At 69.0% G+C, this 14,344-nt stretch carries 8 protein-coding genes and 1 pseudogene; 6 read left to right on the top strand and 3 right to left on the bottom strand.

Features of this window, described 5'->3' with window-relative positions:
- The first annotated feature begins 68 nt into the window (after window positions 1–68).
- Window positions 69–578: a hypothetical protein gene (locus GPX89_RS27545; RefSeq protein ID WP_157390515.1), complete on the top strand. Its 510-nt coding sequence runs from the start codon at window positions 69–71 to the stop codon at window positions 576–578.
- Window positions 579–587: 9 nt separating this feature from the next.
- Window positions 588–3,077 carry an MFS transporter gene (locus GPX89_RS44860; RefSeq protein WP_328602366.1) on the top strand — a complete coding sequence of 830 codons (2,490 nt, stop codon included), beginning with the start codon at window positions 588–590 and terminating at the stop codon, window positions 3,075–3,077.
- 3 nt (window positions 3,078–3,080) lie between these two features.
- On the opposite strand, the gene GPX89_RS27530 is transcribed toward GPX89_RS44860, so the two are convergent.
- Window positions 3,081–5,693 (bottom strand): LuxR C-terminal-related transcriptional regulator, encoded by a 2,613-nt coding sequence (locus tag GPX89_RS27530; protein WP_157390514.1) that lies wholly within the window; start codon window positions 5,691–5,693, stop codon window positions 3,081–3,083.
- Window positions 5,694–5,712: 19 nt separating this feature from the next.
- Window positions 5,713–6,084, bottom strand: coding sequence for a hypothetical protein (locus tag GPX89_RS27525; RefSeq protein ID WP_157390513.1), 372 nt, complete (start codon window positions 6,082–6,084; stop codon window positions 5,713–5,715).
- Window positions 6,085–6,499: 415 nt separating this feature from the next.
- On the opposite strand from GPX89_RS27525, the gene GPX89_RS27520 reads away from it, so the two are divergent.
- From GPX89_RS27520 to GPX89_RS27505, 4 genes and pseudogenes are all read left to right on the top strand, one after another.
- Complete coding sequence (locus GPX89_RS27520; RefSeq protein ID WP_157390512.1) at window positions 6,500–9,877, top strand: BTAD domain-containing putative transcriptional regulator; 3,378 nt, start codon at window positions 6,500–6,502, stop codon at window positions 9,875–9,877.
- A gap of 207 nt (window positions 9,878–10,084) precedes the next feature.
- Window positions 10,085–11,258, top strand: a pseudogene (gene tuf, locus GPX89_RS27515) (elongation factor Tu).
- Between the two features lie 81 nt (window positions 11,259–11,339).
- Window positions 11,340–12,296 (top strand): purine-nucleoside phosphorylase, encoded by a 957-nt coding sequence (locus GPX89_RS27510; RefSeq protein ID WP_157390511.1) that lies wholly within the window; start codon window positions 11,340–11,342, stop codon window positions 12,294–12,296.
- A 74-nt stretch (window positions 12,297–12,370) separates the two neighbouring features.
- On the top strand, window positions 12,371–13,525 hold the full coding sequence (locus GPX89_RS27505) for an acyl-CoA dehydrogenase family protein (protein ID WP_157390510.1): 1,155 nt from the start codon (window positions 12,371–12,373) through the stop codon (window positions 13,523–13,525).
- Between the two features lie 3 nt (window positions 13,526–13,528).
- On the opposite strand, the gene GPX89_RS27500 is transcribed toward GPX89_RS27505, so the two are convergent.
- Window positions 13,529–14,344, bottom strand: a complete 816-nt coding sequence (locus GPX89_RS27500; RefSeq protein ID WP_157390509.1) for an SDR family oxidoreductase — start codon at window positions 14,342–14,344, stop codon at window positions 13,529–13,531.

Here is a 14,344-nt window from a genome sequence, read left to right as displayed (position 1 = left end):
CAACCCGTCGGAACCTGGTCGTGGGCGTCACGCCGAGCATGCGCCCCCGACCATTCTGGAGGCATCCCATGCGGGTGAAGTCCGCCGCAGTTCTGGCCGTGTGCGCCGTGTCCTTCGGCCTCGCGGCGTGTGAGGCGCAGCACGCGTCCGCCGGTCCCGGCGGCGTCGGCACGCCCGCCGTCACCACCGTCCGGCCCACCACCGCCGAACCCACCGCGGACCAGCGGCAGGACGGGCGGTTCGTCGTCACCATGGACCACCTCGCCGGCACCGGCAACGGCAGGTCCCAGGTCAGCTTCGATGTCGAGGTGCCGCAGGTGAAAGCCGAAGGCAAGGGCGTGAACTGGTCCGCTGGACGGGAATTCGACGACGGCATGGTCCAGGCGCTGTCGGCCTACGTCGGCAGCCTGCCGGACCGGCCGACGCAGGTCACCGCCGAGGCCGCGAGCAGGCTCGATGTCACGATCCCGTGGTCGGCGCTGCAGGCCCAGCTGACGCCGGGCATGCTGACCGTCCTGTCGAGCGAGCGCCGCGCGGGGTTCGCGTTGCTGGCGGGGAGTCGTCCGGTTGCCACGTAACCTGTGGTCGTGGCGGCAACCGGTGACGCGTCGCGCCCACGGGGCATCGATGTGAAGGGCGCTGCCCGGCCCGGGATCGCCCTGGCCACCGTCACCGCGGTCCTGTTCGTCACCTTCCTCGACACCACCGTGGTCAGCGTCGCGCTGGCCGATATCCGGTCGGAGCTCAGCACCGATGTGTCGCTGCTGCAATGGGTGGTCAACGGCTACACGCTGGTCTTCGCGAGCCTGATGCTGGCGGCCGGATCGCTGGGTGACCGGTGGGGGCGCAAGCGGGTGATGGTCGCCGGGTTGGCGATCTTCTGTGCGGGATCGGTGATTTCGGCGCTGGCGGCCAGCGTGCCCATGCTGATCGCCGGGCGCGCGGTCATGGGACTCGGGGCGGCCGCGTCCGAGCCGGGCACGTTATCGGTGCTGCGGCACGTGTTTCCGGACGCGCGGCAGCGGGCCAAGGCGCTGGGGGTGTGGTCCGCGGTGTCGGGGCTCGCGCTGGCCGCCGGGCCGGTGCTCGGCGGGGTGCTGGTCGACGCCTACGGGTGGCGGTCGATCTTCTGGTTCAACGTGATCATCGGCGGGGTGGTGTTCGCGGCCGCGCTGCGGTACGTGCCCGAGAGCTCCGATCCGCAGCCGGGGCCGCTGGACTGGGCCGGATCCCTGCTCGGGGCGGTCACGCTCGGCGCGGTGATCTACGCGGCGATCAGCGGGGAGAACCGCGGCTACGGCGCGCCGTCGGTCGTCGCGCTGTTCGTGTTCGGCGGGCTGGCCTTCCTGGGGTTCGTGGCGGTCGAGACGCGGGTTCGCAACCCGGTCTTCGATTTCCGGTATCTGCGGCTGCCGCTGGTGCGCAGCGCGCTGGGGGTGGCGTTCGCGGTCTACTTCGGGGTCTTCTCGATCTTCTTCTTCACCGCGCTGTATCTGCAGGTGATGATCGATTATTCGGCCGCGCGCACCGCGGGCGTCTTCGCGCCGATGGCGGTGGCGATCATCGTCGGGTCGCTGGCCGCCGGGTACTGGGTGGCGCGCACCGACGCGCGCACGCCCATGATCGTCGGCTGTGTGCTGAGCGCGGCGGGCATCCTGCTGACCCGGCATGCCCTGGACGGGACAATAGGATTCGCGGAGCTGTCGGCCACGCTCGCGGTCGCCGGACTCGGCTTCGGCATCGCGGTGGTGCCGCTGACCTCCGCCGTGCTGACCGGTGTGCCCGGCGAGCATTCGGGCATGGCGGCCGCGGCCACCAACACCATGCGGCAGGTCGGCGCGGCGGTCGGGGTCGCGGTGCTGGGCTCACTGGTGAACGGGTTCCTGCACGCGGACTTGAAGACCCGGCTCACAGAGCTCGGGCTGCCGCCGGAATTGCAGCCGACCGCCATCGACGCGGTCGAGCGCGGCCGGATTCCCTCCGGGATCGACCTGGGCACCATGCTGAAGTACGCGTCCAAGGTGCCCGAGGCGCTGCAGACCGGAACCATCGCCTTCCACCACGGACTCGATGTGGCACTGCTGGTTTCGGCGCTCATGATCCTGGCCGCCGCGGTGCTCTCGGCGCTCACGCTCGGCGACTCGGGCGACTCCGGACGGTGGTGGCGCGAATTGCCGCCGGTCATGGGCGCTTTCGTCATGGCTACCGGAATCATCTCGGTGGGATTACATCTCACCGGATTCGAGGTGCTGTCGGGGGCGGCGCTGGCGCTCGCCGCGATGGTGTGGATCGCGCTGGCGACCGATTTCGTGTCCAGGCTGCTGTGGACGCATACCCGCTGGGAGACCGAGGCGGATACGCCGCCCGCCCTGATGGCCGTGGCCGCCACCACCGTGCTCGGGACCCGGATCTCCTTGCTCGGCTGGCATTTCGTGGCCACGGCGCTGTTGGTGATCGCGGCGACGGTGTGGCCGGTGATCCTGGTGCTGGTGATCGGTCATTGGAACCGGCGGATGCCCGGCGCGGTGTTCCTGGTCTGCGTGTCCACCGAGGGACTCGCGGTCCTGGGCCTCACGCTGGCGCAGGCCGGGGTGGGGGACTGGCTGGCCACGGCGGCGGTGGTGTTCTTCGTGCTCGGATTGATCCTGTACCTGGTGGCGTTCACGCATTTCGACATCGCCCAGATCTGGCGCGGGGCCGGTGATCACTGGGTGATGACCGGCGCGCTGGCCATCTCGGCGCTGGCCGGATCGAAGCTGGTCGCGTGGCAGCACTGGACGGGGGCACCGCATTCCGTTCTCCGGGTGGTGACCGTGGTGCTGCTCGCGATCAATCTGGCGCTGTATGTGATTCTCGTTGTGGCCGAAGCGATTCGGTTCCGGCCGGGCTACGATCCGCGGCGCTGGGCGACGGTGTTTCCGCTCGGGATGACCGCGGTCGCCACGCTGTCCACGGCCGCGGTCCTGGAGGTGACGTGGCTGCGCACCCTGGGGCGGGTGCTGCTGGTGGTGGCCGCGCTGACCTGGTTGCTCGTCGCGGCCGAACTCTCCCATACCCGATTCCGGCAAACCGCCTGAGCCTCACAACAATCCACTGCGGCGGGCCGATTCCACGGCCTGCGCGCGGCTTCCGGCGTCGAACTTGGCGTAGAGGCTGCGGAGATGGGTTTTCACGGTGTTGACCGATATCCCGAGGTTCGCGGCCATCTGTGCGGCCGTGCGGCCCGACGGCATCTGCTCGAGCACGGTCAATTCCATCGGAGTCAGCCTGGGCTGCGCCGCTATCCGGCGCAGCCGGGGATGGCGGCGAATGCGCTGGGCGAAGTCGTCGTGCGGGCCGAGCGTGCCGATGTGGTCGTCCAGCAGCGCCACGGCCCCCGGCATGTCCAGGAACGGTCGCACCAGTTGATCGGGCGCCGCGTCCCCCAACGCGTGTTCGAGAGCGTCACGGGCCGCGCTCCGGTTGCGCAGCGCGGCCAGTGCGACACCCTCCACCAGCCAGGCGGTGACCACCGTCTGCGGGCGCACCGTCTCGATATCCACCCGCAGCGGAGCGACCAGCCCACGCGCCACGCGCGGCCGGTTGGCCAGCTCCAGGAGAGCTTCGGCGAGAACGATCTCCGCGGTGCGGCCCAGCCTGGACCCGGCCTCATCGGTGAGCAGCCGTGCCGAATCGACTGCCCGGACCTCGAGCAGGATCGGCACCACGTGGGGCAGCAGTCGGCCGGTCAGCGCCGGCAGCGACGACGGTCCACGCAGCAGGACGACGGCGCTGCGCCGGAGTCTCTCGGCCGCGCGACGTTTGTCCGGGCTGTCGTCGAAGGCCAGGAGTTCGGCGAGGATATCGGTGATCCGCGCGGCGGCCGGGCCGTCCGGTGGAGCCGGAATCCGCTGGATGACAGGGAAACTCGCGGTCGTGGGCACCGTCGTGTGACCGCCACGCAGGTACGCGGCGAAAGCCTCGACGGTGCGGGCCGCGATGCCGTCGGCGCAGTCGCGGAGCCCGTGCCGTTCGGCGAGATCGACAGCCAGCCCGGCCTGTTCACGCATCGGACCCGGCTCGTCGCGAATCGCGGCGGTGATCGCGAGCCGGGTCGCGGCGCGCACGTGCAGGCGCGGTATGGCCGAACTCTCCGCGAGCGCGGCCCCGCGGCGGAGCAATCCTTCGCCCTCCGTGTCCTCCCCGTCGGCCAGCAGCGCCATCCCGATTTCACCGGCCGAGTAGGCGTCGATGGGCGCGTGCCCCGATTCCGGAATGGGTTCGGGCAGCTGGAATTCGGACGGGCCGGTACCGGTGACCCGTGTGATCGCGGCCCATGCGGCGAGGTAGAGCGAATCGATCCACCCGGCGGGAACGATCCGCCCCGACTCCCGCGGCCGCAGGGCCAGTACATCCAGGTAGGTGGTGGCCTTGTCCGCATCGTCGTGTTCGAGGGCGTCGAGGACCCGCAGCGCCCACACGAAAGGGTCGTTCAGGGAGATGGATCCGGCCTGCTCGAGGTGTTCGAACAGCATCGGCCCGTGCCCGTCGAGAACCAGTCGGAAGGCGTGCTCGCGGAGAAACCAGGCCAGCAGTTCGGTATCCGACGCGCGTACGACGTGCGGCAGGGCCTCCCTCGGCAGACCGGCGGCCAGATACCAGTCCGCGGTGTGCCGGTGCAGCGTGTAGGACCACTCGATGTCGCTGCGGTACAGGCGGTTGAGCAGGTGGGCGCGCAGCAGCGGGTGCAGGGTGTACCAGACCTCGCCGTCGCGCACCGTGCCGGTCATGGGCAGTTCCAGGCCGACCAGCTCGTCGATCGAGTGCGGGGGCTCCCCCGCGCGGAGCCGGACCGCGAGGGACCGCGTGAAGGCCACGGGCACGCTGAGTCCGATGGCGAAGCGGAGCAGGGATTCCGGCAGCGTCGCGACCACCTCGGCGGCGAGGAAGTCGGCGAGTGGCGGTGGTACCGAGGCGAGTTCGGCCAGGGCCGCGGCCCGATCCGGCTGCGTGCCGAGGTGGAGCGCGGCGAGGCGGAGGAGCGCGGCCCAGCCGCGGGTCAGGCGCAGCACGGTGGTCAGTTCCGCTTCGGACAGGGCGCAGCCGTGGCGGCGGGTGAACTGTCCGGCGCGCAGGCCGGTGAAGGCCAGATCCGGTGCGCGCACCCGGGTCAGGCGGCCGTCGAGGTCGAGCAGGTGCCAGCGCAGGGGCAGGTCGTGGCGGCCCGCCAGCACCATGGTGGTGTTCGGCGGCGCGGCCGCCAGGAAGCACTCCAGGAAGTCGATAGCTGTCGGATCGCTGATCAGATGTGCGTTGTCGATCACGACCACGACCGGGCGGTCCCGCGCGGCCAGTCGGGAAACGATGTGGGCGACAGTGTATTCGGTGTCATCGGTGTGATCGTGTCGCCCGGCCCGGGGTAGCCCGACGCCGAAGCACGCCGACAGTGCCGCCCGCGGGTCGTGGTGTGCGGCAGCCGGATCGGCGATGGTGACCCAGTAGTACTCGGCGTTCGGATGGGTGCGGCCCAGACGCCGATCGAGCCAATCGGCGACCAGCACCGTTTTTCCGGTGCCCGCGGGCGCGGAAATCGTGATTACCCGTGCGACCGGTGAAGTCACCGCATTGTCGAGTCGGACATACAGTTCGGGCCGGGCGATCGGCATGAAGCCCAATTCCGGCAATGCGGGAAGCGGTGGCGATTCGACAGTCATGAATTCACTCCTCCCGAATTCAGTTCGCGGCCAACGGAAGGAACGGGCCGTAATCGCGGACGTGCCCGCTTTCCCAGTCCCACAGCGATCGCACGTCGACGGCGACGCCGCGCTGCAGGCACAAGTGCCAGCCCCGTTCGGTCTTCTGCCAGATATCACCGTCCCGATCCCGGTACAGGCCGGTGTGTTCCGGCTCGGCGGTATCGGCGGGCAATGCTTCGCCGTCGGTGAAGGAGCCGGCCGGCAGTAGATCGGTCGCGAGAGCCAATACGCGGTCGGCTACCGCTAGGAGGGCGGAAAGCAATTCCGCGGCAGACGAATCGGGGCTCGGCGCGGTGCTGGGGAATTCGGCGAGGTGAAGCGCGTGCCCGATGGTCGCCAGGTTGTTCATCGTGTCGACTCCTGTGGTCGTGATCATGTGACCCGGCGATTATGGAAGGCGGTACTTCCGTGTTGCTTACCGATTACTTCCGCGGGAGTTCCGATCGAATTCGATGCCGACTCGTGATTCTCGGGTGTCACGAGGTGCGCGATCGGCGTGAATACAGTAGCGCCGAGGCTCGTCGCCCGATGCCGGGTGCTCGCGGCCGCGACGACCGTCGGCGGTGGAGACCTCAAACCGAACCTGTCAGCTGAGCGGATCCGTGGTGAATCGCGCCCGACCGAACGGATGTTGTTGTGTCCCAAGCAGTTTGCTGGACTGCGGCCGACTACTACGGTTTGTCATGTTCGAGGCTCGGCGGTAATTTACTGATCCGCTTCGGAATTCGTTTTCTACAGTTCGATGCTCGAAGGGGCGTTGTGTGATGACACAGCCACAAGTTCAGGTTTTCGGTCCGCTACAAGTGTTGTCGGGAGGGCGCGCGGCTCGTATCGGGGCGTGGCGGCAAAGAGCGATACTCGGTCGATTGGTGCTCGCGGGCGGAAAGACACTCGGGGCGGATCGTTTGATCGAGGATGTCTGGGAAGGTGATCCGCCGCCTCGGGCGCCCTCGGTGCTGCAGGTGCAAATTCACAACCTGCGCCGCGTGCTCGAGCCCGCGCGAAGACCCCGATCGCCCGCCCGCATTCTGGTCTCGGAAGGCAGCGGTTACGCGCTGCGCCTGGATTCCGGCAATGTCGACGCGTGGCGGTTCGAAGCGCTGTTGCGGGAATACGAGGAACGCGCGCATGATCCCGGCGCGCGTCCGACGCCCTTGGAACGGTATCGAATGCTCGACGCCGCATTGGATTGCTGGCACGGGGAGGCATTCGAATCCTTTGCCGACGCGTCCTGGGCGGCGGCGGAGGTATCCCGGCTGACCGATCTGCGCGCCACCGCGATCGAGCTGCGCGCCCAGGCCGCACTCGAACTCGACCGGCCCGGGGAAGTGGTCGCGGTGCTGCGGCCGCAGGCGGAGGAATCTCCCGGACGTGAGGAAAGCGCACGGCTGCTGGCCCTGGCGCAATACCGGCTCGGCCGCCAGGTCGAGGCATTGGCCACGCTGCGCCGCACGCGGGACTACCTGCGGGCGGAATACGGAATTGATCCCGGACCGCGACTGGCCGAACTGGAATCGGCGATTCTGAACCAGGCCGTCAGCACCGAAGAACTCATCGAGCGGGGCGAATTGCCCGTCGCCGGTTCGAAATCGGGTGCGGAGCGAGCGGAGAACGAATCGATGGCGCCGAATAGTGATGTGGCACAAGCATTGTCGGAATCCATGTGCTATCCGCGACAGCGCGGCGCCATTCGCGCGGCCGCGACCGAGGCCGGAGCCGGAGATTTGCGGCTGATCTGGATGGTCGGCGAGGTCGGCGCCGGCAAGACCTCGGTGGCCCGCGCCGCGCTGGGCGAACTCGCCGCGGCGGGATGGGTCGTCGCCTACGGTCGTGCCGCGATGGTCGACGGCGCACCGCCCGCGTGGGCGTGGACCGAAGTGCTCGGCGATCTGGGCGGCGTGTCCGGGCACGCCGGCATCGAGGACCCGTTCACCATCGTGCGGGAGGTGACCGGCCGCTGCCGGGACCTGATCCGGCGCTCGCCGGTGGCCATCGTGGTGGAGGACATGCACCGCGCCGACCCGGCCACGCTGCAGGTGCTGCGGCAGCTGGTGACCTGGCTGCAGCATGCGCCCGTGCTGATCATCGTGACGGCGCGCGGTCCCGAACCCGCTCCGGCGCTGCACGCGACCGAGGCCGCCCTGGCCGACCGGATGACCGCGCGGCTGGAGCTGACCGGTGTGGACATGGCCGGAACCCTGGAGATCGCGCGTGACGCGGGCCTGCTCACCCTCGACGGCAACACGCTACGGATGCTGCACGATCGCACCCGGGGCAATCCGCTGTTCGTCCGCGAGCTGTCCAAACTCATGGTGGCGCAGGGAGATGCGACATCCCTGCCGGAGAGTGTGCGGGCGGTGCTGGGCGAGCGGATCGCCCGCCTGCCGCGCGAGGTGCGAACGGTGTTGCAGCACATGGCGGTCTGGGGAAGGGCCGTCGACGGTGACACCCTCGCGGTACTGGCGGGCATGGCCGAGGACGAGCTGATCGACCGCGTCGACATCGCGATCGACGCCGGACTGGTGAGATTCGACGATCGCGGACGAATCGAGTTGGGGCACACCCTGATTCGCGACACGGTCTACGATGCCACCTCGCTGTTGCGGCGCACCCGGATGCACTGGGAGGCGGTCGAGCTGATCGAACAGCGCGGCGCCGACCTCGAGAGCGGTGGTGATCCCGGGCTGCTGGCCTACCACGCAGCGCGCGGCGCGAGCCGTGCCACCGCCGAGCGGGCGCTGGCGCACGTGACGGCGGCGGCGCGGGAGGGCGGTCGGCTCGGTCCGTGTGCGGACGTCGTCGAGCTGTGGCGCTCGGTGGTGCTGTTGCACGAATTCGCCGGGCACACCCGCCCTTCCGCGGACCGCGGCGACCGGCGGGATCTGCTGGAGGCCCTGTGCGAGCTGACCCGCGCCCTGGCCTACGACGGGCAGGCGGTCGCCGCCCGGGCGGTACGCGAGCGCGCGCTCGACCTGGCCGAGCACCTCGGCGGAGACGGCCCGGTGCTGCGCGCGCTCACCTGCTGGGACGCACCCGCCATCCGGGGCATTCGAGACTGGGCGGGAGCGGGCGCCAGGATGCGCGCGGCACTGGACTCGGCGCTGACCCGGGTGACCTCCGACCCGATGCGCGCCCGGTTGCTGATCGCGGCGGTCTACGAGTCGGAGCTCGACGGCGATGCCGTGCGCATGTACGAGAGAGCCTGCTGTGCGGTGGATCTGGCGCACACCACCGGCGATGCGGAACTGCTGTGCGCGGCGCTCAACGCGGTGGCGTACACCGTCACCGGGCCCGCCGGCCTGGACGGCTGGCGGCAGACGGCCGCGGAGATGGTGCGGGTGGCCCGCGGCGCCGGACTGGCCGACTACGAGGCGCTCGGGCATTACCTGCACCTGCGGGCGGCTTGCCGCGACGGTGACCTGCGGGCCGCCGGACGGCACGCCGCCGCCGCGCTGGAATGCGCCGCCAACGGCCGATCGCGCCCGCTGCTGGACGTTCTGCTGTCCTTCGCGGCCGCGCTGGAGGTGGTGCGCGGCGACCTGGCGGCCGCCGAGGCGGGCTACCGATTGTTCGATGCCCGCATGCGGCACGCGGGCGTCGCCAACGAGGACGTGGCGCTGGTGATCGGCGCGGTGACCGTGGGCTGGGCCCGGGGAGACCTCTCCGGGGCGGTGGAAGCGATAGGGGCCCTGTACGACTCGAATCCGGAACTGTGGGCGCAGCTGTACACGGTGGCGCTGTTGCATCACGGCGAGGCCGAGCGGGCGCGGGCGATCTTCGAACGGTACACCGAGGTGCGGCGGGACTTCTTCTGGCAGACGATGGCGGTGTTCCGGGCGCGTGCGGCGATCGCGCTCGGGGCGGTGCGGGTCGGCGGGGAGCTGCTGGCGGAGCTCCGTCCTTTCAGCGGCATGCTGGCCGGATTCGGCAGCGGCGCTGTGTATCTCGGTCCGATGGACGCGCTGCTGGCGGACCTGGCCGAGCTGTGTGACGACCCCGCCGCAGCGCGGTCGTACCGGTTCGCGGCCGATGCCCTGGTGCGAAGGCTGCGCGGGGACGTCGATTCCCTCGGTGTGCTGCTGGATTTCCGGGAGGACCTGACCGCGGGGGAGGCGGGTGCCGTGAAAATCGATTGCGGCTGAGGTATTTCGTCCGGCAGCATGTCCGGCATGTTCGCGCAGTCCATCGTCGCTCACCCCGCAGTCGCGGGCGCGATGGCTGCTGCCCTGGTTGTCGCAGTCGACGGCGCACGAAGCTGACCTTCTCCGGGACGTCCCGGACCTCAGACGGGGAAGGTCGGCTCGCTGCTGAGATCCCTCGAAACTTGCGCTCCCGGAGAGAGATTCATCATGGCCAAGCAGGCCTATGTCCGTAACAAGCCGCACGTCAACATCGGCACCATGGGTCACGTCGACCACGGCAAGACCACCCTGACCGCGGCCATCACCAAGGTGCTGGCCGAGCGCGGCGGCACCGCGTTCGTCCCGTTCGATCGCATCGACGGGTCTCCCGAGGAGATCGAGCGCGGCATCACCATCAATATCGCCCACGTCGAATACGAGACCGCCACAAGGCATTACGCCCACGTGGACATGCCGGGCCACGCCGACTTCGTGAAGAACATGATCACCGGTGCGGCCCAGCTGGACGGGGCGATCCTGGTGGTGTCGGCCGACGACGGCGTCATGCCGCAGACCAGCGAGCACGTGCTGCTGGCGCGGCAGGTGGGTGTCGAGCACATCGTGGTCGCGCTCAACAAGGCCGACGTCGCCGACGGTGAGCTGCTCGAGCTGATCGAGCTCGAGGTGCGAGAGCTGCTGTCGGCCAACGGGTTCGATGGTGACGGTGCTCCGGTGGTGCGGGTGTCGGGGCTGCGCGCGCTGCAGGGCGACGAGCACTGGGCCGGGCAGCTGCTGCGGCTGCTCGACGCGGTGGACGAGTACATCCCGATTCCGATGCGCTACACCGCCGTGCCGTTCCTCATGCCGGTGGAGAACGTGCTCACCATCACCGGTCGCGGCACGGTCGTGACCGGTGCGGTGGAGCGCGGCCGCATCCGGCCGGGTGACCGCGTATCGGTACTCGGGTTCGGCGGCGAGCTCGAGGCGGTGGTGACCAGTGTCGAGACCTTCGGCCGGACAATGGAATCGGCCGAGGCGGGGCGACAATGTGGCGCTGCTGCTGCGCGGCGTGCAGCGTGGGCAGGTGGCGCGCGGTCAGGTGGTCGCCGCGGTGGGCAGCATCGCGGTGCACAGCGAGTTCACCGCGCGGGTCCACCTGCTGACGGCGGCCCAGGGCGGGCGGCGCACGCCCATCGCCACCGGCTACCGCCCGCAGTTCTTCCTGCGCACCGGTGACGTGTCCGGTCACGTGGTGCTGCCGGAGGGGCGTGCGATGCCCGGTGACACGGTCGAGCTGGCCGTGACCCTGGATCGCGCGGTGCCGCTGGAGCCCGGCCTCGGCTTCGCGGTGCGTGAGGGCAATCTGACGGTGGCCGCGGGCACCGTGCTGGCGGTCGACTAGCCGCACCCGGATCCCGGTCCGAGCAGTCCGCTCGGGCCGGGATTCCCGCGTTTCGACCGGTATGTCGCATACTGTGTCGCCATGACCACCCGTTGCCAGAAGATCGCTGTCGCATTGGGAGTGGCCGCACTGGCCCTCACCGGCTGCTCCTCGAACTCGAAGAGTGACTCGGACAAGATCGATGTGGGAGTCCTGGTCATCACCATGTTCGACCCGGAGAACGAGGTGTGGCTGCAGCGCGAGCAGCTGCCCACCACCGTCGACGTGCCCGGCGCGTTCAAGCCGGTGCGATGCAATGCCGACAAGCTGTGCGTGGCCGAGACCGGCCAGGGCAAGGCCAATGCCGCCACGAGCATGATGGCCATCCTCGGCAGCGACAAGTTCAACTTCTCCAAGGCGTACTTCGTCACCGCCGGGATCGCCGGAACACCGCCGGAGCAGGGCACCCTCGGTGGCGCGGCATGGGCGCGCTGGGTGGTCGACTTCGACCTGGGCAACCACCTGGACCCGGCCGCCGCCCCCGACGTCCCCTTCGGCTACCGCCCGGTGGAGGACTACAACACCGCCGCCTACCAGCTCGACGAGTCGTTGGTGGACAAGGCGTACGAGTGGACCAAGGACGCGAAACTGGCCGACAGTCCCGACGCGGCCGCCGAGCGTGCGCAATACCCGGGGCAGGAGGGTCGCACGCCCGCGGTCACCAAGTGCGACACCATGACCGGTGACGACTTCTTCTCCGGCAAGCAGCTCTCGGATGAGGCCGGCTACATCATGAAGGAGCGCACCAAGGGCTCGGGCGTGTACTGCACGACGCAGATGGAGGACAACGCCACCGCGACGGCCCTGAAGGCGCACGGCTACCTGAACCGCTACCTCTCGCTGCGCACCATGAGCAATTTCGACCAGCCGTATCCCGGCCAGTCGGTGGTCCAGCACCTGGATCAGACCAGCGGCGGCTTCAAGATCGCCCTGGAGAACCAGTACACCCTGGGCAAGACGGTCGCCGAGCAGCTGCTGAAGAACCCGCCCGCGAACTGACGGGCCTGCGATATGTGCTGAGGGTGGCCGGGATTCTCTGGTCCGGGACGAGGGTCGTCCCGGACCATGGGTCCATGGAACGAGGGCACTACGGTGAGGACCATCGGGCATTCGCCGAACTGGCGCGGGGATTCGTGCGCAAGGAGGTCGCGCCGCACTACCTGGAGTGGGAGGACGCCGGGATCGTGCCGCGCTCGGTCTTCGCCCGGGCGGGAGAGCTGGGGTTGCTCGGGTTCGCGGTGCCGCAGAACCACGGCGGGCTCGGGGTCTCGGACTTCCGGTTCAACCAGATCCTCATCGAGGAGTTCATGGCGGGCGATTGCGCCGGGGTGGGGCTGAATTTCGCGCTGCACAACGACATCTGCACGCCCTACCTGGCGAAGCTGACCACCGCGGGACAGCGGGAACGCTGGCTGCCCGGATTCGTGGCCGGGACGCTGATCGCCGCCATCGGCATGACCGAGCCGGGAGCGGGCTCCGATGTGGCCGGAATCCGCACGGCCGCAGTCGATATGGGCGACCACTACCTGGTGAACGGCGCGAAGACGTTCATCACCAATGGAATCAACGCCGACCTGGTGATCACCGCCGTCCGCACCTCGCCCGAACGGCATCGCGGGATGAGCCTGCTGGTGCTCGAACGCGGCATGGCGGGTTTCGAACGCGGCCGCAATCTCGAGAAGCTCGGCCTGAAATCCCAGGACACCGCCGAGCTCACTTTCACCGATGTCCGTGTGCCCAAAGAGAATCTGCTCGGTGAGGCGGGCCGCGGCTTCGAATACCTGATGAGCAACCTGCCCCAGGAGCGCATGCAGATCGCCGTCGCCTGCCTCGCTCGCGCGCGGGTCGCCCTACACACCACCATCGAATACGTCAGCGCCCGACAGGCTTTCGGCCAACCGATCGGAGCCTTCCAGAACACCAAGTTCACCCTCGCCGACGTGGCCACCGAAGTCTCGGTCGCCGAAGCCTTCGTCGACAAGTGCGTCCTCGAACTCAACGCGGGCCGCCTCACCCCCGCCGACGCCGCCAAGGCCAAACTCTGGTCCTCGGAAATGGAATTCCGCTGCATCGACCGCTGCCAACAACTCTTCGGCGGCTACGGCTACATGCGCGAATACCCCATCGCCCGCGCCGCCGCCGACGCCCGCATCACCCGCGTCTACGGCGGCACCTCGGAAATCATGCGAGAAATCATCGGCCGCGACCTCAGACTCACCGGCCCCTGACCGTCAGCGCTTCATTCCATGCGCGGAGGCGATGAGCCGCTCCATGACCGTGCGCGGCAGGATCCGCCGAACCGCGAACATCACCGGCGCATTGCTCCCCACCGCGTACAACGGCTTGGGCCGCTCCGAATCAGCCGCTGACACAATGGTTTCGGCCACCTTCTCAGGCGGAATCCCCTTGCTCATCTTGCTGTCGAGCACACCCATGAACTTGGTGAACTCGGCAGTATGCGGGGACCCCTCATTGAGGTACTTCATCCGCCGCTCACTCAGCCCGGTGTTGATCTGCCCCGGCTCGACAGTGGTGATCCACACCCCGAACGGAGACTCCTCGAACCGAGCCGCCGTCGCAAACCCGCGAATCGCGGCCTTGGTCGCCACATACGACGACCGGTAGGCCATCGGGAAGCTGCCGAGCATGGAGCCGACCATGACGATCCGCCCGTAGCCCCGAGTGCGCATCCCCGGCAGCACCGCCTGCGTCAACGCGATCGCCCCGAACACATTGAGCCGGAACAACCTTTCGATCGCCTCCCCGGGCAATTCCGCCAACGGTCCGGCCTGGCTCTCGCCGGCATTGTTGATCAGCACATCAACCGGCCCGAGTTCCGCGGTGAACCGTTCGATGGAGGCGGAGTCGGTGAGATCGAGGGCTCGATATTCGACGCCCGGGGCCCGGTCGCCCTCGGCGAGCGTTTCGGGATTGCGGCTGGTGCCGATCACCTTGTGGCCCTGGGCGGCGAACGCGGCGGCGGTGGCCTTGCCGATGCCGGAGGATGCGCCGGTGACAACCACTGTGCGTGTCGTGTTGCTGCTCAT

The organism is Nocardia terrae (assembly GCF_009760405.1).
Classification (GTDB): Bacteria; Actinomycetota; Actinomycetes; order Mycobacteriales; family Mycobacteriaceae; genus Nocardia; species Nocardia terrae.
The sequence above is the reverse complement of the archived record's forward strand: the minus strand, read 5'-3'. Positions and strand labels throughout refer to the sequence as shown.